The sequence below is a fragment of the Oceanobacillus limi genome (genome assembly GCF_900111445.1).
Taxonomy (GTDB): Bacteria; Bacillota; Bacilli; order Bacillales; family Amphibacillaceae; genus Ornithinibacillus; species Ornithinibacillus limi.
Genome location: NZ_FOHE01000004.1, coordinates 40,556 through 64,842 on the forward strand (window position 1 = coordinate 40,556; position 24,287 = coordinate 64,842).

27 protein-coding genes are annotated in these 24,287 nt (G+C 36.9%); 14 read left to right on the forward strand and 13 right to left on the reverse strand.

What is annotated here, in order from left to right; translation table 11 throughout:
* Window positions 1-25: 25 nt before the first annotated feature.
* The 3 genes from ehuC to ehuA are packed head-to-tail and all read left to right on the forward strand — an operon-like array spanning window position 26 to window position 2,228.
* The gene (ehuC, locus tag BMX40_RS05845) at window positions 26-688 is read left to right on the forward strand and encodes an ectoine/hydroxyectoine ABC transporter permease subunit EhuC (protein WP_244513403.1); all 663 of its coding nucleotides are present in this window, start codon (window positions 26-28) and stop codon (window positions 686-688) included.
* The gene (gene ehuD / locus BMX40_RS05850) at window positions 685-1,404 is read left to right on the forward strand and encodes an ectoine/hydroxyectoine ABC transporter permease subunit EhuD (protein ID WP_090867805.1); all 720 of its coding nucleotides are present in this window, start codon (window positions 685-687) and stop codon (window positions 1,402-1,404) included. Before ehuC ends, ehuD begins: the two co-directional genes overlap by 4 nt.
* Entirely contained in the window at window positions 1,404-2,228 is an 825-nt protein-coding gene (ehuA, locus tag BMX40_RS05855) for an ectoine/hydroxyectoine ABC transporter ATP-binding protein EhuA (protein WP_090867807.1), read from the forward strand. The genes ehuD and ehuA overlap by 1 nt, the downstream gene beginning before the upstream one ends.
* Before the next feature lie 127 nt (window positions 2,229-2,355).
* On the opposite strand, the gene murB is transcribed toward ehuA, so the two are convergent.
* The 3 genes from murB to BMX40_RS05870 all read right to left on the reverse strand — a co-directional run bounded on the left by murB (window position 2,356) and on the right by BMX40_RS05870 (window position 4,730).
* Complete coding sequence (gene murB / locus BMX40_RS05860; RefSeq protein ID WP_090867809.1) at window positions 2,356-3,276, reverse strand: UDP-N-acetylmuramate dehydrogenase; 921 nt, start codon at window positions 3,274-3,276, stop codon at window positions 2,356-2,358.
* 140 nt (window positions 3,277-3,416) lie between these two features.
* Window positions 3,417-3,839: a YbaN family protein gene (locus tag BMX40_RS05865; RefSeq protein ID WP_090867811.1), complete on the reverse strand. Its 423-nt coding sequence runs from the start codon at window positions 3,837-3,839 to the stop codon at window positions 3,417-3,419.
* Between the two features lie 81 nt (window positions 3,840-3,920).
* Complete coding sequence (locus BMX40_RS05870; RefSeq protein WP_090867813.1) at window positions 3,921-4,730, reverse strand: histidinol-phosphatase HisJ family protein; 810 nt, start codon at window positions 4,728-4,730, stop codon at window positions 3,921-3,923.
* 128 nt (window positions 4,731-4,858) lie between these two features.
* On the opposite strand from BMX40_RS05870, the gene hisZ reads away from it, so the two are divergent.
* Genes hisZ through hisC form a run of 9 tightly spaced genes read left to right on the forward strand, consistent with a single transcriptional unit; the run spans window position 4,859 to window position 12,367 of the window.
* A complete protein-coding gene (gene hisZ / locus BMX40_RS05875) occupies window positions 4,859-6,085 on the forward strand; it encodes an ATP phosphoribosyltransferase regulatory subunit (RefSeq protein ID WP_170840675.1) in 1,227 nt (408 codons plus the stop codon).
* A 9-nt stretch (window positions 6,086-6,094) separates the two neighbouring features.
* Window positions 6,095-6,712 carry an ATP phosphoribosyltransferase gene (hisG, locus tag BMX40_RS05880; RefSeq protein ID WP_342028674.1) on the forward strand — a complete coding sequence of 206 codons (618 nt, stop codon included), beginning with the start codon at window positions 6,095-6,097 and terminating at the stop codon, window positions 6,710-6,712.
* A 3-nt stretch (window positions 6,713-6,715) separates the two neighbouring features.
* Window positions 6,716-7,996, forward strand: coding sequence for a histidinol dehydrogenase (hisD, locus tag BMX40_RS05885; protein ID WP_090867819.1), 1,281 nt, complete (start codon window positions 6,716-6,718; stop codon window positions 7,994-7,996).
* Complete coding sequence (hisB, locus tag BMX40_RS05890) at window positions 7,989-8,573, forward strand: imidazoleglycerol-phosphate dehydratase HisB (protein WP_090867822.1); 585 nt, start codon at window positions 7,989-7,991, stop codon at window positions 8,571-8,573. The genes hisD and hisB overlap by 8 nt, the downstream gene beginning before the upstream one ends.
* Window positions 8,574-8,602: 29 nt before the next feature.
* Window positions 8,603-9,208, forward strand: coding sequence for an imidazole glycerol phosphate synthase subunit HisH (gene hisH / locus BMX40_RS05895; RefSeq protein ID WP_090867824.1), 606 nt, complete (start codon window positions 8,603-8,605; stop codon window positions 9,206-9,208).
* On the forward strand, window positions 9,205-9,927 hold the full coding sequence (gene hisA / locus BMX40_RS05900; RefSeq protein ID WP_090867826.1) for a 1-(5-phosphoribosyl)-5-[(5-phosphoribosylamino)methylideneamino]imidazole-4-carboxamide isomerase: 723 nt from the start codon (window positions 9,205-9,207) through the stop codon (window positions 9,925-9,927). The genes hisH and hisA overlap by 4 nt, the downstream gene beginning before the upstream one ends.
* On the forward strand, window positions 9,917-10,681 hold the full coding sequence (hisF, locus tag BMX40_RS05905) for an imidazole glycerol phosphate synthase subunit HisF (RefSeq protein ID WP_090867828.1): 765 nt from the start codon (window positions 9,917-9,919) through the stop codon (window positions 10,679-10,681). The genes hisA and hisF overlap by 11 nt, the downstream gene beginning before the upstream one ends.
* Window positions 10,681-11,316: a bifunctional phosphoribosyl-AMP cyclohydrolase/phosphoribosyl-ATP diphosphatase HisIE gene (gene hisIE, locus BMX40_RS05910; protein ID WP_090867830.1), complete on the forward strand. Its 636-nt coding sequence runs from the start codon at window positions 10,681-10,683 to the stop codon at window positions 11,314-11,316. Before hisF ends, hisIE begins: the two co-directional genes overlap by 1 nt.
* Window positions 11,309-12,367, forward strand: coding sequence for a histidinol-phosphate transaminase (hisC, locus tag BMX40_RS05915; protein ID WP_090867832.1), 1,059 nt, complete (start codon window positions 11,309-11,311; stop codon window positions 12,365-12,367). Before hisIE ends, hisC begins: the two co-directional genes overlap by 8 nt.
* Window positions 12,368-12,529: 162 nt before the next feature.
* On the opposite strand, the gene BMX40_RS05920 is transcribed toward hisC, so the two are convergent.
* From BMX40_RS05920 to BMX40_RS05965, 10 genes are all read right to left on the reverse strand, one after another.
* On the reverse strand, window positions 12,530-13,243 hold the full coding sequence (locus BMX40_RS05920; protein ID WP_090867834.1) for a SurA N-terminal domain-containing protein: 714 nt from the start codon (window positions 13,241-13,243) through the stop codon (window positions 12,530-12,532).
* 224 nt (window positions 13,244-13,467) lie between these two features.
* Complete coding sequence (locus tag BMX40_RS05925) at window positions 13,468-14,412, reverse strand: siderophore ABC transporter substrate-binding protein (RefSeq protein ID WP_090867836.1); 945 nt, start codon at window positions 14,410-14,412, stop codon at window positions 13,468-13,470.
* 403 nt (window positions 14,413-14,815) lie between these two features.
* Window positions 14,816-15,571: an iron ABC transporter ATP-binding protein gene (locus BMX40_RS05930; RefSeq protein WP_090867838.1), complete on the reverse strand. Its 756-nt coding sequence runs from the start codon at window positions 15,569-15,571 to the stop codon at window positions 14,816-14,818.
* On the reverse strand, window positions 15,565-16,515 hold the full coding sequence (locus BMX40_RS05935) for an iron chelate uptake ABC transporter family permease subunit (protein ID WP_090867840.1): 951 nt from the start codon (window positions 16,513-16,515) through the stop codon (window positions 15,565-15,567). The genes BMX40_RS05930 and BMX40_RS05935 overlap by 7 nt, the downstream gene beginning before the upstream one ends.
* Entirely contained in the window at window positions 16,505-17,458 is a 954-nt protein-coding gene (locus tag BMX40_RS05940; protein WP_090867841.1) for an ABC transporter permease, read from the reverse strand. Before BMX40_RS05940 ends, BMX40_RS05935 begins: the two co-directional genes overlap by 11 nt.
* Window positions 17,459-17,697: 239 nt before the next feature.
* Window positions 17,698-19,164, reverse strand: coding sequence for a methyl-accepting chemotaxis protein (locus BMX40_RS05945; protein ID WP_090867843.1), 1,467 nt, complete (start codon window positions 19,162-19,164; stop codon window positions 17,698-17,700).
* A gap of 297 nt (window positions 19,165-19,461) precedes the next feature.
* Window positions 19,462-20,181, reverse strand: coding sequence for a DsbA family oxidoreductase (locus BMX40_RS05950; RefSeq protein ID WP_090867845.1), 720 nt, complete (start codon window positions 20,179-20,181; stop codon window positions 19,462-19,464).
* A gap of 66 nt (window positions 20,182-20,247) precedes the next feature.
* A complete protein-coding gene (locus BMX40_RS05955; protein ID WP_090867847.1) occupies window positions 20,248-21,114 on the reverse strand; it encodes an MBL fold metallo-hydrolase in 867 nt (288 codons plus the stop codon).
* 78 nt (window positions 21,115-21,192) lie between these two features.
* On the reverse strand, window positions 21,193-22,245 hold the full coding sequence (gene fni, locus BMX40_RS05960) for a type 2 isopentenyl-diphosphate Delta-isomerase (RefSeq protein ID WP_090867850.1): 1,053 nt from the start codon (window positions 22,243-22,245) through the stop codon (window positions 21,193-21,195).
* A gap of 255 nt (window positions 22,246-22,500) precedes the next feature.
* Window positions 22,501-23,040, reverse strand: a complete 540-nt coding sequence (locus tag BMX40_RS05965; protein ID WP_090867852.1) for a hypothetical protein — start codon at window positions 23,038-23,040, stop codon at window positions 22,501-22,503.
* 84 nt (window positions 23,041-23,124) lie between these two features.
* On the opposite strand from BMX40_RS05965, the gene BMX40_RS05970 reads away from it, so the two are divergent.
* Complete coding sequence (locus BMX40_RS05970) at window positions 23,125-23,715, forward strand: TetR/AcrR family transcriptional regulator (RefSeq protein ID WP_090867854.1); 591 nt, start codon at window positions 23,125-23,127, stop codon at window positions 23,713-23,715.
* Window positions 23,716-23,739: 24 nt separating this feature from the next.
* The gene (locus BMX40_RS05975; protein ID WP_090867856.1) at window positions 23,740-24,279 is read left to right on the forward strand and encodes an HD domain-containing protein; all 540 of its coding nucleotides are present in this window, start codon (window positions 23,740-23,742) and stop codon (window positions 24,277-24,279) included.
* Window positions 24,280-24,287: the final 8 nt, after the last annotated feature.

Genomic DNA, 24,287 nt, shown 5'->3' on the forward strand with positions numbered 1-24,287 from the left:
TAATAAATATAAGGGAGTGATTACCATTAGTGCGATTGCAGACATCTTCCCCGCACTTATACAAGGTGTGGAAGTAACACTCAAAGTTCTCTTCGCATCAATAATTCTTGGATATTCCATGGCTTTCATTGCTGGATTCTGTCGCCTTTCCAACAATATTATCCTCCGTAGTTTCACTGGCTTCTATGTCGAAGTTTTTCGCGGTACTTCCTTAATTGTGCAATTATTTTGGCTATTCTACGCATTACCAATGCTATTTAATTTTGATATTGGAAGTAATTTTTGGGCTGGTGTATTAGCAATTTCATTAAACTACGGAGCATATATGTCAGAAATCGTCCGTGGCTCGATTTTATCCGTCGCAAAAGGACAGCACGAGGCATCAACTGCTTTAAACATGACACGATTTCAGCGTATGAGATTAGTAATTCTACCGCAGGCAGTTCGTATGATGCTACCTGAATTCGGAAATTATTTAATTCTAATGCTCAAGTCTACGTCACTAGTGTCATTAATTGGAATGCATGATATCCTATATCAAGGAGATTTATTAAGAGATGCAAACCTTTCACAAGCACCAACTGTTTATTTATTAGTACTTGTATTCTACTTCCTGATGGCATTACCATTAATATGGTTAACCAAAAAAATGGAAGCTTTCTCTAAGAAAGGGGTGGCTACTCAATGAGTAATTGGCAATGGGATACGTTCTTTGAAGCCTTCCCTTTAGTTGTAGAAGGATTAGGTATTACTATTTCGCTAACTTTTGCGTGTTACTTATGTGCATTGATCGTCGGATTTATTTGGACCTTTATCGGTAGAATGAAAATGAAACCTTTAAGATGGGTTCTTTCATGGGTAATGGAATTCATTCGATCAACACCACCACTTGTACAGTTGTTCTTTTTATACTTCGCTTGGCCAATGGTCCCATATGTTGGAGTAACATTAGATCCATTTACTTGTGCGGTCTTAGGACTTGGTGTACATTATAGTACGTATATTGGTGAGGTTTATCGTTCTGGTATTGATAATGTAGAAAAAGGACAATGGGAAGCATCGAAAGCCTTAAACTTCTCAACACCCAAAAAGTGGACTAAAATTATCTTACCACAAGCCATACCACCTACCATCCCTATGCTTGGGAACTACCTAATTATTATGTTTAAGGAAGTTCCATTAGCATCAACCATTGGTGTAGTTGGTATATTACAGCTAGCGAATAATTATGGTGCACAAAACTTTCGGTATCTAGAACCATTAACTATTGTGGCTATTTTATTCTTAGTTTTAAGTTATCCATCAGCTCTACTTATTAAGAAGCTAGAAAATAAAATGAATCGTCGTTTTGATAAGAAAGAAGCACTTCATTCGATGAAAGAAAGTAAAGGAGCGGTGTCGTAATGTCAGAAACATCTGTTGTGACAAACGAAAGTGCAACTGAATCAACCACGAATAACGAAGACGCAATCGTAAGCTACAAGAATATTACCAAATCATTTGGCGATGTAGAAGTTTTAAAAGGAATTGACCTAGATATTAAACCTGCCGAAAAGGTTGCCCTTATTGGACCAAGTGGATCAGGGAAAACAACTATTATTCGTATGCTTATGACACTTGAGCAACCGACATCAGGTGAAATTATTGTAGATGGCAAAAACCTATGGCATATGGAAAAGAACGGAGAATTAGTACCAGCCACAGAAAAGCATTTACGTGAGGTACGCGGAGATATTGGCATGGTGTTCCAACACTTTAATCTATTTCCGCATATGACAATCTTAGAAAACTGTATGACTGCACCAATTCATGTACAAAAGGAAGATAAAGCGAGTGCTAAAAAGCGTTCCATTGAAATGCTGGAAAAGGTTGGCCTTGGTGACAAATTAGACAATTACCCAAGCCAATTATCTGGTGGACAAAAACAACGTGTAGCCATGGCCCGCGCTTTAGTCATGAGACCAAAGGTGATGCTATTTGACGAAGTAACTTCTGCGCTAGACCCTGAATTAGTTGGAGAAGTATTGGAAGTTATTCGCGACATCGCAAAAGAAGGGGAAATGGCGATGGTACTCGTTACACATGAAATGGAGTTTGCTCTTGATATTGCTGACCGTGTAATTTTCTTAGACAACGGGGTAATTGCCGAGCAAGGCCCTCCAAGTAAAGTACTGGAAAACCCAGATAATGAAAGATTGCAACAGTTCTTACACAGATTCAGAGGATAAAGATCTAAGCAAGGATCCCAATTATGAGGGATCCTTGCTTTTTATATATAGGTAATTTCTTGAATGAATACAACATATCCCGAACCAAAAAAGCTACGAGCATCAGCCCATAGCTTTTAACTATGATTTATCGATTTAAATCATCACCAATAATTCTAACTTCACGCTCTAATCGAACACCAAATTTATCGTGGACGGTTGCTTGAACGTGCTTAATTAGATCGATGTATTCTTGTGCAGTCGCTTCATCCTTATTAACGATAAAACCCGCATGTTTCAAGGATACTTGAGCACCACCTATTTGTTGCCCTTGTAAGCCACTATCTTGAATTAGCTTACCAGCGAAATATCCAGGCGGCCGTTTAAACACACTTCCACACGAAGGGTACTCCAGCGGCTGTTTTGACTCCCGTTTAAAGGTTAAGTCATCCATCACTGCTTTTATTTCTTCATAATTTCCTTCTTTTAATGAGAACGTTGCTTCTAAAACAATGTATCCCTTATCTGGAATATTACTCGATCGATACTCTAAATCCAATTCATCCGCTGTTAACGTCAGCAAATTCCCTTGTGGATCCACAACGATCGTTGATTCAAGCACATCTTTAATCTCGCCACCGTAAGCACCTGCATTCATATACAATGCTCCCCCAACGGATCCAGGGATTCCGCAGGCGAATTCTAAACCGGTTAACTTATCGCTTAGTGCTTCTCTCGATACATCGATAATTCGAGCTCCACTTTGAGCAACGACCGTTGTTCCATTTGTTTCGATTGTGGTTAATTTATTTAAGTTCATGACGATACCACGAATTCCACCATCTTTTACAATTAAATTCGAACCATTGCCTAATAAGGTGAATTTTATATTCTCATGGTTAGCAAGCTTTACAATTTCTTGAACTTGTTTATAAGTTGTTGGTGTTACAAAGTAGTCAGCCTCACCACCTAAACGAGTGTACGTGTGGTTTTTTAATGGTTCATTAACTAAAACATTTTCTGACGATGTAACACGAACTAATCTTTCATATACATGATGATTTGTCACTAAAAATCATTCCTTTACAGACCAAGTAAATATTTGACCATCTGTTTTATTGTAAGTCATTTCGCCTGTACTTGTCACGAATAAATGAATAACAAACAATACTTACAGTGTAAATTGCCACCTAATTAAACTACCTACTTTCATTTATATGTCTGACTTGCTAAAGGTTTACTACCTGCTTTATCGGTGGATTTACACAATGTTTTTTGTTTCAAAATGAACCATGTAAAGTATGCTGCTACGAACGTCAGGACAATTTTAATAATCCATAACGGTACGACAAAAATGATGGTATAACTCATCGACAGCCAAATTAAGGATACCCCCATTACCTTAGCTTTTAACGGGATGCCTTTGCCTTCTCGATAATTTCTTATATAGGAACCAAAATATCTATTTTGAATTAACCATTTATATAATCGCTCCGAACTCCGAATATAGCATGCAGCAGCTAATAATAAGAGCGGTGTTGTAGGGATTAATGGGAGTACAACTCCTAGGATTCCGATTCCCAAAGAGATAGACCCACAAATTATTAATAAAACTTTTTTCAGATAGTTCATTTTAAACCACCAGCTATTGGATAAGATTATAGCTCTATTATACCAAGGACTCTCCTATTTGCTATGACGTATTTCCAACAGTTATTTGACAGATTGTAACAAGTCATTAATCGAATGAAATGTTGGTTTTTGCTTCGTAAATGTAGCAAGATAAGTGAAGCCAATCGCATCCAACAACTCCAATGAAGACTGAAATTGATATCCTAGTGTTGTTTCGATATGGGAATCGGACCCAAGTGTAATGATTTCACCACCAAGTTGCTTATATTGTTGTAGTATATCCTTACTTGGCATTCCACCTCTTAATCCATAGCGATAGCCCGAGGTATTAAGTTCGATCCCCTGTCCTCGTGGAATTATTATTTTAAATATCTCTGAAATAATCTCACGAAAATCTTGTGTACTCCTCTCTTGTGTATACCGTTTTACCAAGTCAAGGTGCCCTAAAATATTAAATTGATCATAGTTTTGTACACAATAAAGTAATTCTTCATAATATATTTGGTAAGCTTCGTCCACTGTTTTCCCTTCAAAAAAATCACCCGAGTGTAAATCTTTTCTCTCAGTGGTGTGCATCGAACAAATAACAAAATCAAAAACTTCCTTCTTCATTAACGATCGATATTGGTCCAAAAGATGAGGCTGAACACCTATCTCCACACCTTTTTTTATTATTATTTCTTGAGAATAAGCTTGTCGCATCTCCAAGATCTTACGATTATACCCTTCTACATCCAAGTCAAAATCTATTGTTGGATCTGGGTACTCATAATCAATGTGCTCCGTAAAACAAATTTCCTTAAGATTTAAGCGAATTGCCTCCTCAATTGTTTTTTCCATTGGAGTAGAACAATCTGCTGAAAAATCACTATGAATATGGTAATCAAACATTAAAAACATCCCCTTGTATTGACAATTATCTATTTAACTACTAGAATACTATATAACTTTAATTAGATAAAGCGATAAAGCAATAAAGTGTTTTGTTAATCAGAAAGGAGCAGAAAATGCATTCCTATGTGAAGGAGAATAAGCTTGATTTAAATACGATAGCTTTTAAGCAAAAGGAAAAAGTGATCGATCTCCTTAAGAAGCGTTTTTCGACTTATGGATATCAACAAATACAAACACCAGCATTCGAGTCCTATGACCTATATACAACCGTAACAGGCACCTTGAAGCAGGATGACATGATAAAGGTTATAGATCGCTCGGGACGTGTACTTGTTTTACGACCTGATATTACAATACCGATCACACAACAAGTTGCAAAGCAAACACCTCAATTAACCGAAGAATTGCGTTATTTTTATGTTTCGGATGTATTTCGTAACACATCACAACAAATAACAGATTATGAGCAATTACAAGCAGGTGTTGAGTTTTTTGGAAACAACGGTTCAGAAGCAGATGCAGAAATACTTGCTCTTGTTGAACATATATTATCCGACTTACAGGTTGGAACCTTTACGATCGAAATTGGCCATGCGGGTTTTTTCAAAGAAATATTGGATCATTTATCGTTAACACCAGAGCAAACAAACCAATTTAAACAACTTGTTCAAGCGAAAAATATAGCTGGATTACAACAATTTATAAATAAGCTAAACATGAATGAGTCCGTCCAAAACATCGTGGAACAAATTCCATTATTATATGGGAATCCAACTACAGTTATCCAACGTGCCAAGGAACTTGAATTACCGGCCAATATGAAAAGAAAACTAGAAACACTTGAGGAAATATGTAGTCTACTTGAAGCTTACCAGTGTACAGAACGTATTGTTTTAGATTTAGGATTAATTAATCATATGGATTATTATTCAGATGTTATTTTTCAGGGATTTATCGAAAGTATTGGAAAGCCAATTTTAACAGGAGGGCGCTACAATCACCTTGCAGATCAATTCGGAGCTTCCATACCAGCGATCGGTTTTGCATTTGATATTGACTTACTTTTAACCTTAGAACAACAAGAGGATCCATACGATACACAGGAAATTGCTGTTTTCTATGACCCTAGCAAAAGAAAGCAAGCAGCAAACATCGCTCAGCTTTTTCGAAGGAATGGGCAAAGCGTCGTATTGTGTCCATTAGAGAAAGTGAATCATTTTCATTCGAATGTAAGATACAAAATAACGCTCAAGCAAACGAAAAACTTACTTACTACTGCAACAGAAACCATAGAATTTCATACGAACCAGGAATTACAAGAACAAATTAATCGGTTAAGGGAGGGAGCATAATTGGCATTGATGACAGTAGCACTAGCTAAAGGAAGAACCTCCAATAGCTCTATTAAGCTTTTACAAAGTGCCGGTTTTCACTTTGATGATATTGAGGATAATACTAGGAAACTCGTTTTCTACGATAAAGAAAGAAAGGTAAAATTGATCTCCGTAAAAGCAGTAGATGTTCCTACCTATGTGGAAAAAGGAGCAGCAGATATCGGTATTGTAGGAAAAGATAATATATTAGAAGCCCAATCTGACCTTTACGAATTACTCGATTTAAACTTCGGTCAATGTAAATTTGTTGTAGCAGGATTGAATTCATCCCTACAGCAAAGGTCACGGTTAACAGTAGCCTCTAAATATCCAGTTGTAGCACAGAATCATTTTCAACGTAAGGGGATACCAATTGAAACAATCAAATTAAATGGATCGGTTGAGCTTGCACCCTTGATTGGTATGGCAGATGTAATTGTAGATATCGTAGAAACTGGTAGAACACTTCGTGAAAATGGGCTAACTGTTCTTGAAGAGCTCGATCACATTAGCACAAGATTAATTGTTAATAAAGCAAGCTTTGCTACAAAAACGGACACCATAGAAGATTTTGTAACAAAGCTAAAAAAAGCACTGGAGGGATGAATTATGGACGTGGTGACGACCGCACAGTTTTATAAAAAAGATCTAACGGCGCCTACACCTCATAACAGGGAGATAGATAAAGCTGTTTTAGATATCATCGCCAACGTTCAACAATATGGTGACACCGCATTAGCGTCATACACCGAAAAATTTGACGGCGTAAAGGTAAAGCAGTTTACTGTTTCCAACCAAGAATTTGACGATGCACAAGAATTAGTTGACGAAGCTTTTATTCGCGCATTAACCCAGGCTAAAGAAAACATAGAAACCTATCACCGCTCACAAATAGAAAAATCTTGGTTTATAGAAAGAGAGAATGATGTGGTACTTGGTCAAAAGATTACGCCTATCGAAAAGGTTGGTGTATATGTTCCTGGCGGCAAGGCCGCTTATCCTTCTACTGTTTTAATGAATGTCATTCCAGCACAACTTGCCGGCGTTAAATCTATCTCTATTACGACTCCACCAGACAAAAACGGAAAAATTAATCCTTATGTCCTGGTAGCAGCCAGACTCCTTGGTGTTGATCGTGTCTATAAAGTTGGTGGTGCACAAGCTATTGCGGCATTGGCATATGGAACAGAAACAATTGGAAAGGTCTATAAAATTGTCGGGCCAGGAAACGCTTATGTAGCCCGGGCTAAAAAATGGGTATATGGAGATGTTGCAATTGACATGATTGCAGGGCCAAGTGAGATCTGTGTAGTTGCCGACGAAACTACCAACCCTCGTTATGTTGCAGCAGATTTACTTTCCCAAGCAGAGCATGATGAAGAAGCAAGGGCAATCTGTATTACTACGAGTAAAGAATTTGCAGAACAAGTTGTGACGGAACTAGAAGAACAAGTTGTCCAATTAGAACGAAAGGATATTGCAAAGGCATCATTACAAGCTAACGGGAAAGTCATCCTTGCAACATCCATCATGGAGGCATTTGAAGTCGTTAATCAAATCGCACCGGAACATTTACAAATAATGACGGAAAACCCTTCCGAAAAACTATCACTTGTACAAAATGCAGGGGCAATTTTTCTAGGCAAATACTCCCCTGAGCCACTGGGGGATTATTTTGCTGGTCCTAACCACACGTTACCGACAAGCGGTACGGCAACATTTTCTTCCCCATTAGGGGTTTACGACTTTATAAAAAAATCGAGTATTATCCATTATTCTAAAGAAGGATTGCTTCAAGCCGCAGATCAAATCATACGTCTAGCAAACACGGAGGGATTGACAGCTCATGCCAATTCCATTCGACTAAGAAAGGATGATGCACATGCGTAGTTTTTCTACCTCACGCAAAACAAGCGAAACAGACATCCAATTACAGTTCACCATAGACGGAACAGGAGACGCTAATGTTCAAACAGGTGTTGGATTTTTTGATCATATGCTGATCTTATTTACAAAGCATGGATTATTTGACTTAAATTTATCTTGTCAAGGAGACCTCGAAGTAGATGAACACCATACGGTTGAGGATATTGGAATCGCTTTGGGAACGGCCTTTCGTGAAAGCATTGGCAATAAAGAGGGAATTAATCGGTATGCTACTGTTAAAACCCCAATGGACGAAGCATTGTCCTCTCTTACAATTGATATTAGCGGAAGACCCTTCTTGGTTTTTAACGTGGATGGATTAAAAGACAAAATTGGAAACTTTGACTCGGAGCTAGTCGAAGAATTCTTTCATGCATTTGTTAACCAAGCAAATATTACGTTACATATTAATCTGGAATATGGTAGGAACAGCCATCATATTGTTGAATCTATTTTTAAAGGATTTGGAAGATGCTTAGATGAAGCAAGTCGGAAAAACGCACGTATTCAAGGCATTCCTTCTACAAAAGGGGTTTTGTAAAACCATGATAGGGAGTAAGGAGATTAAAAATGATCACAATTATTGATTATGGAGCTGGAAATATCAAAAGTTTACAATTCGCACTAGAAAAACTGGAATTAGAGTCGATTTTAACAACAGATCCAGATGAAATAAAGAAAGCAAGAGCAATTATTTTACCTGGGGTAGGAGCATTTGAAGATGCCATGTTAGCGTTAAAAAACGCAAACCTTGTTCACGTAATCCAAGAAGAAGTAACAAATGGCAAACCCCTATTAGGGATTTGTCTAGGAATGCAACTCCTATATGAAACAAGTAGTGAAGGTGGAATTTCAAAAGGACTTGGGCTCATTGAAGGCAAGATCGAACGTATTACCGATACGGTAAAAGTCCCTCACATGGGTTGGAATACATTATCTATGAAACAAAATAGCACCATTGTGAAACATGTAGAACAAAATGCTTACGTTTATTTTGTCCATTCATATTACGCTTCCGAAATGAACGCCAGTGAACTTGTGTGTAGTACCGCTTATGGCATAGAAGTTCCCGCTATTATTCAAAAAGATAACATTATCGGGATGCAGTTTCATCCAGAAAAAAGCGGAAAGGTTGGAATTCAGCTACTAAAAAACTTTGGGGGGATGGTATCATGATTCTTTTTCCAGCAATCGATATCCGGGGTGGTAATTGCGTTCGACTCATCCAAGGAGATTACGATAAAGAACAAGTTTATAGCGATTCACCAATAGATATGGCATTACGTTGGCAAAAAAAGGGAGCTAAGTTCCTTCATCTTGTAGACCTAGATGGAGCAAAAACAGGAAATGCTAGCAATCAATCTGTTATACATGAAATAGCTTCCGAAACAAGCATCCCTGTTCAGGTTGGAGGTGGAATTCGTTCCTTAGAACAAATTAATGCCTATATTGCTATAGGAGTCGATCGTGTCATTATTGGCACTGCAGCAATTGATGACAAAGCATTTTTAAGAAGTGCTGTAGAGAAGTACGGTACTAAAATTGCCGTTTCCATTGATGCGCGGCACGGCTATGTAGCAACAAATGGATGGAAACATACAAGCGAAGTTCGTGCATTAGACTTACTAAAGGAATTAGTGGATATTGGTGTAGCCACGATCATTTATACAGATATTTTAAAGGATGGCATGTTAAAAGGCCCCAACTTCGCAGAGCTTCAAGCCATGAATGATGCATCATCCATTAATGTCATCGCTTCAGGAGGAGTATCTAGTAAAGAGGATATTGAAAAGCTCCAATCGATGAACCTCTACGGTGCCATTATCGGTAAAGCATTATATGATGGAACACTTTCATTTGAATCATTATCGGAGGGTGATCAACATGCTAGCTAAACGAATTATCCCTTGTCTAGATGTAGACAAAGGACGTGTCGTTAAAGGAAAAAAATTCAAAGACATCAAAGACGTTGCCGACCCGGTGGAAATAGCAAAAAGATACAATGATGAAGGTGCAGATGAACTTGTATTTTATGACATTACAGCTTCGAATGAAGAACGCAATATTTTCTTAGAAATCGTGGAAAAAGTAGCAGCAGAAATCGCCATTCCATTTACAGTTGGTGGAGGAATTCGTACATTAGAGGACATTCATCAAGTATTGCGTGCCGGAGCTGATAAAGTTTCTATCAATAGCTCTGCCGTTAAAGATCCTCAGCTTATTAAACGTGCTGCCAAAAAGTTCGGATCACAATGTATTGTCCTATCTCTTGATGCAAAAAAAGTGGAATTCGATAAATGGAGCATATTCATTCATGGCGGAAGAAAAAACACCTATCGCGATGCACTGGAATGGGCTATTGCCGGAGAGACGCTAGGGGCAGGTGAACTAGTTGTTAACTCCATTGATGTCGATGGAGAAAAGAATGGCTATAACGTTGAGTTAACGAAGAAAATAGCTGAAGCTGTGAATATCCCTGTAGTAGCTAGCGGTGGGGCTGGAACAATCAACCATTTTCAAACCATCCTAGAACCTGGAGTTGCTGATGCAGCCCTAGCTGCTTCAGTTTTCCATTATGGTGAAATCTACATTCCTGATTTAAAAAATGCCTTGTCCAAACACAACATCCCTGTTAGGAGGAATACGTAATGCCTATTGAAGGTCCTATTTTTTCAGAAAACCAACTTATCCCAGCAATTGTTCAGGAAGAGACAACTGGAGAAGTATTAATGCTTGCTTATATGAACGAAGAGGCTTATTTAAGAACCATCGAAACGAAGGAAACATGGTTCTATAGCCGTAAAAGAAACGAATTATGGAATAAAGGCGCAACCTCCGGAAATAAACAGGTCGTAAAACGCATTTCCTATGACTGTGACGGGGATACGATCCTTATTCACGTGAACGCATTAGGACCTGCCTGCCACACAGGGGAAAAGACATGCTTTTATCATACCGCTTGGGAAGACCAACCAAGCAAAAATAATATTATTGAAGATGTTGTAACAAGCATTTCCAATAGACGAGTTCATCCCGTAGAAGGATCTTACACGACATATCTCTTCCAAGAAGGTGTAGATAAGATTCTTAAGAAAATTGGCGAAGAAACGAGTGAGGTAATTATTGGTGCAAAGAATCAAGATAAAGCTGAAGTCACTTGGGAAATTGCTGACCTTACCTATCACACGCTTGTGTTAATGGAATTGTTGGGCGTGACCACCACAGATATTAAGGAGGAACTTCATAAAAGACATAGTAGCAAGCAGGGTGTAGCTAATGAGTAAATTTTGGAGTTCCATGGTGAAACGCACGGTGCCATATATTCCTGGCGAGCAGATCGACCAAAAGGATATATTAAAATTAAATACCAACGAGAATCCCTATCCCCCTTCCCCAAAGGTTACAGATGCAATCAAGACGGAATTAGCAAGGGGAATAAATCTGTATCCCTCTCCAACTGTTGAACAGTTGCGAGATGCGATTGCCTCCTATAATCAATTGGCAAAAGAAAATGTATTCGTTGGCAATGGATCCGACGAAGTATTGGCCTTTTCTTTTATGGCCTTTTTTGAGTCTGGAAAAGCAATTCGCTTTCCAACTGTCACATACAGCTTTTACCCTGTCTATTGTAAGCTATTTGATATTCCTTATGAAGAAGTTCCTGTCCAACGGGATTTTTCACTACAGGTAGAAGGGTTCTTTCAATCAGAGGGTGGTGTGATTTTCCCTAATCCAAATGCACCAACAGGTGTGTTCCTGTCACTTGATGATGTAGCTAGCATTGTCGAACAGAATTCGGAACAAGTTGTCATTATTGATGAGGCCTATGTTGATTTCGCAACAGAATCAGCTGTTTCTTTGATTCAAACCTACCCAAACTTATTAGTTGTCCAAACTACTTCTAAGTCACGCTCTCTAGCGGGTTTACGAATTGGTTACGCGCTTGGTCAACCTGAACTTATTGAGGGATTAACGCGAATCAAAGATTCCTTTAATTCGTATACAATTGACCGACTGGCAATTGCTGGTGCAGAAGCATCCTTTCGGGATAAGAGTTATTTTAAAGAAACAACGCAAAAAATATTACAGACACGTTCTTGGGTTTCAGATGAATTAAAACAGCTTGGCTTCCATGTCATACCATCTCAAGCTAACTTTATATTTGTCACCCACTATAAAGAATCGGCTACCTATTTGTATCAACAATTCAAGAAAATTGGTGTACTAGTCCGCCACTTTAACAAGCATCCAATTAATAATTACCTGCGAATTACGATCGGCAGTGATCAGGATATGAAATTATTTCTCACAAAAGCTGCACAAGTTTTACAATAATAATTTTGAACAAAGAATTTGATAAGTTACCTCGCATTATACAAAAAAATAAAGTAGATAAAAAAACAAAAAGAGGAATCCGAACAAATGCTGATCCATCCATGAATGGAATGACTGTTCGGATCCCTCTTTGATTAAGAGTTTACAGTTAATATATCTTTATTAAATTAACTTCTCTACTTCCGCTTGTTCTTGAAGCTCTTCCAATTTTGCTTGGAGCTGTTCAGATTGTTTCTGGTCTTTCAAATCTTGACGAATTGTTTCCTCTAGTTCTTCTAATTCACCAATTTCTTCTCCGCTTTGTTCCACCAATTGATCATATCTTTCTTCTACTTCTTCATCTGAGACTTCATCAACTGTTAATTCTTGATCCATATACTTATTAAGCAATACATTAAAGTTGATTTGCTCTTTAAACTCAGCTTCTGTTAACTGGAATTGTTCCAAATAGGACTCAAGCTCTTCCTCTTCTATCGACTCCATTTCAGTTTGAACTTCTTCTTCCGTAACCTCTATTCCTTTATCTTCAGCTTCTTGTTTAATTAACACTTGTGCAACTAATTCGTTGACTGTTTGTTCTTTGAGTGCATCTTTGTCACTCGTATCAAGACCATACATAGCCATATTCATTTTGGTTTGGCTATAGATTGGATTATATCTGTTTCCTAAAACCTCTTCTCCATTGATAGTTGCTACAACTTCATCTTCGGCCACTTTTTCTTCTTCCGTTACTTCTGTTTCTGGTGGTTCCTGTTGACCAGTTTCCGTGGCTTCAGCACCTTCTTCTGCTCCGTCTTCAGCATCCTCATTATCTCCACAAGCTACTAGTAGACCAGCTAGTCCTACTGATAAGATAAGCAAAATTAACTTCTTCATATAGTAAATACCTCATTTCTAAATTTAATGTATTCCTATTCAAACATATTTAGAGGTATGGAAGCAAGTCTTTAAAAACGCGCCTTTATCTTTAAATCCCCTTGTAGCCTGACATAGTCGCACATATTAACATTTAGATAACAAAACTACTACATTTTTACTCACTTTTGCCACAAATAACAGAAGCAACCCACTAATGTATGGATTGCTTCTGTTACTACATCCTATTCACCTAAAGTTGCATCAATTTCATTAATCATTTCAGATACAGATGTAAGTCCTCCACCTGATAGGTACCAAACATCAGGGTTTAAATAATAAATATCATCATTTTGGTAAGACTTCGTACCTTCCATTAGCTTATTTTCTACAATTTGTTGTGCAGAAGATTCTCCACCTACGACAGCACTACGATCTACCACATACAACAGATCAGGGTCTTGTTCACTAACATACTCAAATGTAACATTCATTCCATGTGTAGATGCTTCAATATCCTCATCAACTGCTGGAACACCAAATACATCGTGAATTACACCAAATCTTGAATTTTGACCATATGCACTGATTTTATCATCGTTTGCAAGTATGATAAGCGCGTTTTTCCCTGAAGAAGAGGCTTTTTCATTAATAGTTGAGATCGATTCATCAATAGCTGCTAATTCTTCACCAATTTCATCTTGTTTATCAAAGATTTCTCCTACAATTTCCATGTTTTCCTTGAAAGATTCCATATACCTTGTTGTATCAACCCCAAGATGAACAGTAGGTGCTATTTCAGTTAATTGTTCATAAAGTGAAGCTTGACGTCCCGAAATAATAATCACATCTGGATCAATTTCGGAAATTTTTTCAAAATCTGGCTCCTTCAAGCTACCAATGTTCTCATAATCATCGCTCGCAAATTTTTCTAAGTAAGTAGGAATAGTTCCAGATTGTGCAACACCAGCTACATCAACGCCAAGTTTATCTAAGGTATCCAGTATACCGAAATCAAAGACAACAACTTTTTCAGGATTTTTCGGCACTTCTGTTTCGTCTAATTCATGTTGAACCGTAACCATATCTTTTGTATCATTATTCGAATCTTCACTACCTTCAGCAGATCCACAGGCAGAAATTAAAAAGATCATTAAACCCATAATTAATAAAATGGACAACTTTTTCATATATATTAACTCCTTTTATTTGATTAATAGATTGCAATATTACTACTAATTGAATGACTAGTAATACTCCATCTCCCCAAAAAATCCAAGCCATTTTCTGTACTGTACAAAAACAAGCTAATCTATCAATTCCCCAACCTACTTGAGCGCTCAAAAGCAAGATGGGATTTATCTTTATTAAGCAATTCCATTTACCGAATCGCCTTGATAAGGTAAACTATAAATAAGTAGTGTTCCTTTATAATAGCTAGCACGTCTGCTAACTATTATAAGGGACTTTTTATTAGCCAAAATTTTTTGGGGGGTTTGAAGTACTACTTGATCCTTCCAGTAATATTGCCACGTATGCCATAAACAGTGAATGCCCAATAAGTAGATAAAAAGCACGCAGCTTCCTATCTACTTAAAAATACACACAAATCCGTTTATCATCGATATTCTGAATATCAATATCCATATCATAGATATCCTTTAATACACATTGATCAATGACATCACATGTACGACCATGCTTAATGATTTTCCCATCCTTTAGAGCAACAATGTGATCTGAGTAGCAAGAAGCAAAGTTGATATCATGTATCACAATTAATATAGTCTTCCCTAACTCATCTACTAGTCTCCGTAATGTCTTCATAATTTGAACAGAATGTCTCATATCCAAATTATTCAGTGGCTCATCAAGTAAAATGTACTCTGTATCCTGAGCTAAAACCATCGCTATATGGGCACGTTGTCTCTGACCACCACTTAACTCATCTAGATATTTATTTTGAATCTCTCCTAGTTCCATGTAATCAATTGCTTCATCAACCTTTTCCTGGTCTTCTTTCGTTAGTTTCCCTTGAGAATATGGAAACCTTCCAAACCCAACCAATTCCCGGACTGTCAATTTTAAATTAATAGAATTCGATTGCTTTAAAATTGAGATTTTTTTAGCTAACTCATTATTTTTCGTTTTCATAATATCTTGACCATCAATCGTGATTTCCCCATTGTCCTTTGCAATAAGGCGACTGATCATTGAGATTAACGTACTTTTTCCTGCACCGTTAGGGCCAATGAACGATGTAATGGTTCCTTTTTCTATTGATAAGGAAACATCGTCAACAACCTTCTTTTGGTTATACAATTTGAATACATTTTTAATATCTACCATGATTTATTCTCCTTTAACAAAAGATATATAAAGTAAATGCCACCAATGAAGTTAATAATCACACTGATAGTTGTATTAAATGTAAATATTTTTTCAACAATGAACTGTCCACCTATTAATGCAATAATGCTAATAAATACTGCACCTAAAATAATATAGAAGTGGCGGAAAGTCTTCATTAATTCATAAGACACATTGACAACAAGCAGTCCCAAAAATGTTATCGGACCAATTAATGCAGTTGAAACAGAAATTAGGATCGCAACGATTATTAGTAACCGTTTCACAATGTAATCATACGGAACACCTAAATTAATCGCTTCATCTTTTCCTAACGCCATGACATCTAAATATTTATAAAAACGCATAAAGTAAATTAATGTAGCTACTATGATGACGATAGATATATATACTAAATCTGTATTTACGTTATTGACACTGGCAAACATTCTATCCTGTGCAACCATAAACTCATTCGGATCAATCAGCACTTGCATAAAGTCTGTAAAGCTACCAAAGAACGTTCCTAGGATCATTCCTATTAATAGTAGAAAGTAGATATTATTCTTTTCTCCTCTAAATAAGAATCGATAAAGAATTAATGAAAACAGTATCATAATGCCAATTGATACTAAATAGTTGATATTACTACTCATCATAACAAGAGAATTAGCGCCAAAAATAAAGATAATAAACGTCTGAACTAGCATATAAAGCGAATCTAATCCTAATACGCTGGGAGTTAATATTCGGTTGTTTGTAATTGTCATAAAAACTGTCGTTGAAAAAGCAATAGCTCCACCAGTTAACATAATTGCAACAACCTTTATGACTCTCCTCGGTAGTATGTAGCCAATATTCCCACGTAAATCATAGAAAATATAAAGCGCCGCGAGCAATATCGCTATGATAGCTAAGATAATTGTCTTTTTTTTATAGCCCATATTTCTTTCTCCTTACCAACAGGTAGATGAATATCCCACTACCTATAACTCCAACCGTTAAGCTGATTGGAATTTCATATGGATAGATGATAACTCTACCAATAACATCACAAAACAGTACGAAAATTGCTCCTAATAATGCTGTATGTATTAAAGATTTTTTCAGGTGGTCTCCACGGTATATGGTAACGATGTTTGGAATAATTAGACCTAAGAAAGGGATAACCCCAACCGTCAAAACAACAGAAGCTGTTACAAGAGCAACAATAATCAATCCAAGATTAACAACCTGTCGGTAATTAAGTCCTAAATTCTTTGAAAAGTCCTCCCCCATTCCAGCAATTGTAAATTTGTTTGCATAGAAGAAAGCCATTGCTAAAATTGGAATGCTCACATATAAAAGCTCGTAGTTCCCACTCATAATCATGGAAAAGTCACCTTGCATCCAAGAGGACATGTTTTGAATTAAATCATTGCGATAGGCAAAAAATGTAGAGATCGAGCTTATAATATTTCCAAACATTAAGCCTACTAATGGGATGAATACTGCATCTTTAAACTTAATTTTTTCTAATATCTTCATAAACACAAGGGTTCCAATTAGGGCAAAGACAAATGATACAAGCATTTTTTGAATTGGACTTGCTGCTGTAAAAATCATTAGTGAAACGAGTATTCCTAATCTAGCTGAATCCAAAGTTCCAGCTGTTGTAGGTGAAACAAACTTATTTCGACTTAGCTGTTGCATGATTAGTCCACATATACTCATACTCATACCCGCAATAAGGATACTTACTAATCTTGGTAAGCGACTTACGAGTAGAATTTGCGCCTGATCCTCCGTTAATTGAAATAGATCCAACGGCGTCACATTTGATACCCCAATAAACACGGACATACCTGATAATATAATTAGAGTTAAAGCCAAGTAACGTATCTTCATAAAATAGTCCTCAATTGCTTTTTATTTAGAAATAATTCAACTAATTAATAAGAATGATATTCATTATCAATTAGATCTTATACGTTGAGTATAGCATAATTGTGATTTCCGTCAACAAAAAGATAATGTCATTATTCTACAAATTTCAAATAATTGCTAGGTTTCTATACTAATAGGCATAATTATGCAAACTAAAAAAAGACTTGTTAGATCTATTTTCCAACAAGTCTTAGTCACTATTACAATATATTTTTTGCTACAAGCTCGGTTTCTTTCATATCACGACCGATCGTTTCACTTTTGTTATTAAGATTTTCTACTGTTGCGCTCATTTCCTCCAAAGCAGCGGAAGCCTGTTCAATAATTGCTGCCAACTCGCTTGTAGCTTGATCAACAATAGAAGAATTTTCTTTCACATTGTTCGCTAATTCTTGAAAACTGACAAAACGACGATTGGTCTCTTCCATATGAAGGGAAAGATCACTAAAAGCGTGATTCACTTTTTCTGTTTTATCGAGATTTTTCTGGACCATCTGTATATTTTCATTCATTATTTTTAGTGCGGAATCATTCGTACCATTTACTTCTTCCAAGTTACTAGTAATTCTTTCAGCAGTATTATTAGTCATCTCTGCTAACTTTCTAATTTCATCAGCAACAACTGCAAATCCCTTTCCTGATTCTCCAGCTCTGGCAGCTTCAATAGATGCATTTAATGCAAGGAGATTCGTTTGTTCACTTACATTAATAATATCTTGGGAAAAAGTATTTGTTTCCAGAATTTTATCAGATAGTAAATGAAATGTAGTGCTAAGCTCTTGGATATGTTCTCGAAATTGATTTATATTATCAGTAAGTTCATCTGATAATCCTTTCCCATTTTGCGCAGTTTCCTTAGCCCTGTCAAAATCTTGTTTAAGGGATCCTGTCTCATGTAGCATTTTGGATAAATGGGATAATGTATCTTGAACACTCTGAGCAATATCTGCTATTTTTTCATTTTGAATCGAACTGCCTGTAGCTACTTCGGAAATAGCTTCGTTTATTTCCCCTTGGGATATAACATTCCCCTGTATTTTTTCATTTACAACGGTTATTTTTTCAGTAATTTGATTTACTTGCACTTCTAAATTATGTTTATTCCTTTCTTTTTCCAAAGATTCTTGTTCTGTCTTAACTAAAAGATTTTCAATTTGATTAAATTGTTTTCTGTTTAAATAAATTAACACTCCTGAAATTACTCCAGACAGGAAATAGGTTAACAATGCCAGTGCTAAATTTTCTTTCAGATACTGTACTTCAACACCTGCTGCTAAACCATTGTATACAATACCTATCCCCCCAAGAACAAATCCTATTAAAAACACGGGTAACATGAGAAATGTTGTAGTCAAAAAGAGCAAAAAGTAAAAGATTATTAATATAGACAACGTACTACCGAAAAGATAAATTCCAACAAAAGTAAATATGAAAGAAATACCTACGATAAAATATGGATATAACGTATCTTTCTTTACTAAGAATTTTATAACTACATAACCTAACAATAGACATACCAACTCAACTCCATAATAAATCCCTTTTTCTGAGGCACCTTGGAGTAAAGCTAAAGTTAATCCACTAACTAACGAAAAAGAAAAAGCCACAAGCGTTAATACATTTTTCTTTCTAACATCTTCTAATTTAAGTTGCATTGCTTTTGTCATTTCGTTTCCCCCCGGTATAATTGAGTACTTACATACTTATTATCGGCTTCTCACTTATAACAATGAATGACTTTATAGGAAAAAATACCCGTAAACAAGTTTCGTTTTGGCTTTTCCTTGGGATTGATAAGCTAAAATAGCACCCTTTTCTGCACAATGACCAATCGTCAAATGCTATTAAGAGTGCTACTTAAGTCTATAATCTTTTAAATCATCAACCTAAAACATTTGCATGAAATGCTATTCACAAAGCCACTTCATAAAAAACGGAATATATTCTAGTGACTCGGTAATATTTTATTCTTCTTCCATACAACCATCATCCGTACAATACGTTGTTTTCGATGTTTTTGGATTTAAGGATTGTAAGGTTGGTTTCTCCTGTTCTTCTTCCCATACTTTTTCTAGAACTTCCGAGAAAACTTCAACAGGCTGGGCTCCCGAAACAGCATATTTCTCATTAAAAACGAAAAACGGTACACCTTGAACGCCAATTTGTTTTGCAGTATCTTCATCCTCACGCACACGTGATCTATATTGATCCGTTTTTAGTACAGATAAGACCTCTTCTTTGTTTAGCCCTACTTCACCAGCTAGATCTACAAGTGTATCCAAATCACTGATTAACTTAGACTCGGTAAAATAGGCATGCAACAATCGTTCTGTCATTTCTTTCCCTTTACCTTGCTTATTAGCATAATGCGCCAGACGATGTGCATCAAACGTATTGGTATGTTGCATCGTCTCAAAATTATAAGTCAATCCAACTTCCGCTGCTTGTTTTTTCATATTATCATTCATGTTTTTGGCTTTTTCAACTGTCATTCCATATTTATTTGCTAATAACTCATGAACCGTTTTCCCAGGGTTTTTATCAGCATTTGGATCAAGCTCATAGCTTTTATATTCGATATCAACTGCATCTTTATTTGGAAAATTCTCTAAAGCCGATTCTAGTCTACGTTTTCCAATGTAACAAAATGGACAGACAAAATCAGACCAAACTTCTATCTTCATTTCTTGCACCTCGCTTATGACAACATTTTAGCACAGGTCTATTGCGGTTGGAAGTTATTCTGCTTATTAATGCGGCCTTTCCTCTTGATCATCAACGTATTTTCCGTAATCCGGAAGGGCCACTTTATCAAACGTTTGTTTTAGACTTCTTAATCCTTCCTTCAAATCCAGTCCCCCCATCGCTTGTCCGTGTCCTGGAATAACAATAGCTGGGTTTAAGTCAGCTAAAGTCTCAACAGAACGCTTTGCAGCTTTCCAATCCGTTGTTAAATATCTAGGGGGACCATTTACTTCTGGTTCTTGTACGAACACCTTAGAAAAAGAATCCTGTCTCACTGTTATAAATGCATCTCCGGATAATAATAAAGAGTCTGATTCTCGATAAAAGGATACATGTCCTGGGGAATGTCCAGGGGTGTGAATCCATTTCCACCCTTCCAACCCAGGGATCTGTTGATCTTGGGGTAAAGCTTTTAAATAAGGACTAATGTTAATCGGTTCATTCGGATACATAGCTGAAATTTTCGCTAATAGCCCCCCTTCTACGGTTACATCTGGCTCGGGGTAACTTCTCTCACCAGTTAAGTACGGGAATTCGAGCTCATGTGCATATACCGGAACCTGCCATTCCTCTAATAAATCAACTAAAGAACCAACATGATCAAAATGACCATGTGTAAGAATAATTGCCTCAGGAATTTTTTCCGTTCCAAAGCGATTACGTATCGTTTCTTTAATTTCTTGGGCTGAGCCAGGTAATCCTGCATCCACTAAGACCCATTTATCATCATCAGGATTCCCAATTAAAATAATGTTTACGATTTGGTCTGTGTAATAATAAACATCTGTTCCAACTTCTTGGCCAGTTTTACTTGCAATAGAAGTCATCGGTATAAACTTATGATCCTCACTTTTATTTATATCTTTACCCATCTTTCTCACCTACTTTTTTTACTAGTATTTGAAGGTTGTTGGAATTTAACCAACAAAAAAGAGTTAAAGCGATATGCTTTAACCCTCTAATAATGATTTCCCCATGATTTCCACGCGGTTTGTATTTTTTAATTCCTTAAGATCCTTCACACCAATTCCAAACATCGCAATTTTTAATTCAAACTCGATTTGTTCCATCACTCGATTCACTGCCTCTGCTGATTCCGTAGCCGCTTGCAATAGCGTACGGGCAAACCCAATCATGTCGGCACCAATTGTTATCGCTTTAGCAGCATCAAGCCCTGTTTTCATACCACCACTTGCAACTACTGGGACTTGATGCAAATTATTTTTCACAGATACAATACAGTCCTTTGTAGGGATGCCCCAATTGTTAAATGCTTCTGCTGCAGCTTTTCGAAGTGGATCTTTTGATCGTAACTTTTCAACCTGACTCCATGATGTTCCACCAGCACCGGATACATCAATATAAGCTACACCAGCATCATGTAATTTACGTGCGACCGTACCATCAATACCAAAACCAACTTCTTTTACTCCAACAGGAACCGTTAGTTGTTTACATACTTCTTCTATTTTAGGTAGTAAATCTTCAAAATTGAGATCCCCTTCATCCTGAATAATCTCTTGCAAACTGTTTAGATGAAGATAAAGGGAATCAGCTTCTGTTAAGTCCACTAGCTTTTGTGCTTCGTCTGCACCATATCCATAGTTCAATTGAACTGCACCTAAATTTGCAATTATAGGAACCGTTGGGGCATACTTACGGATTAAAAAAGAGTCCTGATGCTTGTCTCCTTCTAAAATAGCCCTTGTCGAACCTAATGCAATTGCCCAACCTCGTTCTTCAGCTGCAATTGCTAAATTGCGATTAATCTCAGCAGCCATTTCCGAACCACCTGTCATGGAACTCACTAGAAATGGAGCTTGTAAAGTTTTATCCAGAAAACGAGTTTCTAATTTGATGTCATGAAAATTAACCTCTGGTAATGCATTATGTATAAAAGAAATTCCCTCTAGGCCTGTCGATTTGTTGACACCTTCTACATTGTCTGTCAGACAAATACGAATATGCTCTGTTTTCCGTTTGTTAATCCCTTCTTCTGCCACTTTTAAACACTCCTAAATTCTATTTATTCATGGTAACATGAGTAATTGTATCTTTTTCAAGATTTCCAAGAGGTGATCGAACACCTATCATTACTTTTATCATACCAATAATTTGATTAAATGTAATGGGATAACCGTATTCACTTTACTTGCATTGCCATAATTCCTTCTTTGTTCATATGGCGGAATGAGGATTCACCTCGAACAATAACGGAATCCCCATTTCACTAATGTTTAGAGAAATTCACAAACGATCTAATTAGTATGTGCCTTCTTGGGAAAAATCGTATAGCTAAAACTGATTACAAAATCAATAACAAGTACCACCGACCATAATTGTAGTGTTCGCAATAATGCAGCGGTTTGATCCGGATTATCAATAAATAAAATAATCCCTGCCAATATAGTTCCTCCTACCAACCATGACAGGAAATGGCGGAACCACCCATCTCGTTCTTGCTTTGCATATTCCTTTCCGTATTTCTTCTTTTTTTCCGGCTTTACCCCATTGGCAAGTCGATAAGAGAACTGCTCATCTGCCCATTTTATCATTCGATGCCCAAACGCAATACTGACACCAATATAAATCGCTGCAACTCCATGGACAGTTGATGCAATCGCTCCATTCTTTAAATCGACCACTGTAGCAATTAAAAGAATGATATCAACAATCGGTGTGCAAATTAGAAATATTCCTCCAAGCTTCTTCTTTTTGAAAATATATCTTGTAACTAATCCCAATAGGACAAAAATCCAAAAACCTATTTCACAAGCAATGATTAACCAACCAATCATAATTCCGCTCCCCTTTATTTAGCACAATTGTACCAAAATAGTAACACACTTATCTTTTAAATACAACTGTGTTAAAATAACTATATGCCAAAAAAAGTAGATCATGAAAAACGTAGAATTCAAATAGCGGAAGCAACCTGGAAAGTTATTATTGATGATGGATTGGAGCAGGCTTCGGTGAGGAAAATCGCTACAACAGCAGGACTGTCGGTTGGCGCTTTACGTCATTACTTCTCCTCCCAATCAGATTTACTATCCTATTCCATGGAACTTGTTTCTAACCGGGTCAAACAACGTATCCAAACAACAGCCTATAATGGCCCGCCATTGGAAATGCTGACTAATGTTATCAGCGAATTGCTACCAATTGACGAGGATCGACGAATTGAAATGGAGGTATGGTTTGTTTTCTCAGCGAAAACGCTTGTCGATTCTAAACTTGAATCTTTAAGTGCAGCGGTTTATCAAGAGATGCATCAAGGGATAGAAAATATATTACGTGCATTAGAGGAGTTCAAGCTTGCCAAAAAGGGTATTGACCTTGAGGTAGAAGTTGATCGTCTCCATGCACTAATAGATGGACTTGCTTCTCATCATTTATTACACCCAGAAACCTTCACAAAAGATAAAATGATCCATACATTAAAATACCACCTACTATCCCTTTGTAAGTAGGTGGGTACGAAAGGAGAGTCATCCGTGAAAGAAAAGGCAAAAGCTTTTGCCGAAAAAGCTCATCAAGGTCAAATGCGTAAAAATTCGGATGCCCCATATATCACCCATCCAATTCGAGTAGCCGAACGCCTGGAGCGAGCAGGCTGTACGGAAGAACTTATTTGCGCAGGCTACTTGCATGATGTAGTGGAAGATACCGTATACGAAATAGAAGATATCCAATCACTCTTCGGCACCCGAGTTGCTGAACTCGTTGCTGCTCATACAGAAGACAAATCGAAATCTTGGCAGGAGCGCAAACAACATACTATCGATACGGTTACATTTGCTGAAAAAGAAGTGAAATACTTAATCGTTGCTGACAAGTTGGATAATTTACTTGGCTTAGAAAAGGACCTCGAGGAACAAGGAAGTATTGTTTGGAAAAAATTTAATGCAGGTGTGGATAAACAAGAATGGTATAACCGTTCCATTGCCAAAAATATGTATATTGGATTGGATAAATCAAAGGCACCAACGTTTTTTAAAGAATTTGAGGATGTCATTCAACGGGTATTTGATTAAAGCAAAAA

Coding starts and splice junctions, on each gene's coding strand:
- BMX40_RS05930 (WP_090867838.1), bottom strand. CDS start 15,571: ATGGTAGATATTAAAAATGTATTCAAATTGTATAACCAAAAGAAGGTT.
- BMX40_RS05940 (WP_090867841.1), bottom strand. CDS start 17,458: ATGAAGATACGTTACTTGGCTTTAACTCTAATTATATTATCAGGTATG.
- hisA (WP_090867826.1), top strand. CDS start 9,205: ATGATTCTTTTTCCAGCAATCGATATCCGGGGTGGTAATTGCGTTCGA.
- BMX40_RS05870 (WP_090867813.1), bottom strand. CDS start 4,730: ATGTTTGATTACCATATTCATAGTGATTTTTCAGCAGATTGTTCTACT.
- hisC (WP_090867832.1), top strand. CDS start 11,309: ATGAGTAAATTTTGGAGTTCCATGGTGAAACGCACGGTGCCATATATT.
- BMX40_RS05925 (WP_090867836.1), bottom strand. CDS start 14,412: ATGAAAAAGTTGTCCATTTTATTAATTATGGGTTTAATGATCTTTTTA.
- hisH (WP_090867824.1), top strand. CDS start 8,603: ATGATCACAATTATTGATTATGGAGCTGGAAATATCAAAAGTTTACAA.
- BMX40_RS05950 (WP_090867845.1), bottom strand. CDS start 20,181: ATGAAGATAGAAGTTTGGTCTGATTTTGTCTGTCCATTTTGTTACATT.
- BMX40_RS05970 (WP_090867854.1), top strand. CDS start 23,125: ATGCCAAAAAAAGTAGATCATGAAAAACGTAGAATTCAAATAGCGGAA.
- hisD (WP_090867819.1), top strand. CDS start 6,716: ATGGACGTGGTGACGACCGCACAGTTTTATAAAAAAGATCTAACGGCG.
- ehuD (WP_090867805.1), top strand. CDS start 685: ATGAGTAATTGGCAATGGGATACGTTCTTTGAAGCCTTCCCTTTAGTT.
- ehuA (WP_090867807.1), top strand. CDS start 1,404: ATGTCAGAAACATCTGTTGTGACAAACGAAAGTGCAACTGAATCAACC.
- hisG (WP_342028674.1), top strand. CDS start 6,095: ATGACAGTAGCACTAGCTAAAGGAAGAACCTCCAATAGCTCTATTAAG.
- hisIE (WP_090867830.1), top strand. CDS start 10,681: ATGCCTATTGAAGGTCCTATTTTTTCAGAAAACCAACTTATCCCAGCA.
- BMX40_RS05945 (WP_090867843.1), bottom strand. CDS start 19,164: ATGACAAAAGCAATGCAACTTAAATTAGAAGATGTTAGAAAGAAAAAT.
- BMX40_RS05920 (WP_090867834.1), bottom strand. CDS start 13,243: ATGAAGAAGTTAATTTTGCTTATCTTATCAGTAGGACTAGCTGGTCTA.
- hisB (WP_090867822.1), top strand. CDS start 7,989: ATGCGTAGTTTTTCTACCTCACGCAAAACAAGCGAAACAGACATCCAA.
- hisF (WP_090867828.1), top strand. CDS start 9,917: ATGCTAGCTAAACGAATTATCCCTTGTCTAGATGTAGACAAAGGACGT.
- BMX40_RS05955 (WP_090867847.1), bottom strand. CDS start 21,114: ATGGGTAAAGATATAAATAAAAGTGAGGATCATAAGTTTATACCGATG.
- BMX40_RS05865 (WP_090867811.1), bottom strand. CDS start 3,839: ATGAACTATCTGAAAAAAGTTTTATTAATAATTTGTGGGTCTATCTCT.
- BMX40_RS05935 (WP_090867840.1), bottom strand. CDS start 16,515: ATGGGCTATAAAAAAAAGACAATTATCTTAGCTATCATAGCGATATTG.
- BMX40_RS05965 (WP_090867852.1), bottom strand. CDS start 23,040: ATGATTGGTTGGTTAATCATTGCTTGTGAAATAGGTTTTTGGATTTTT.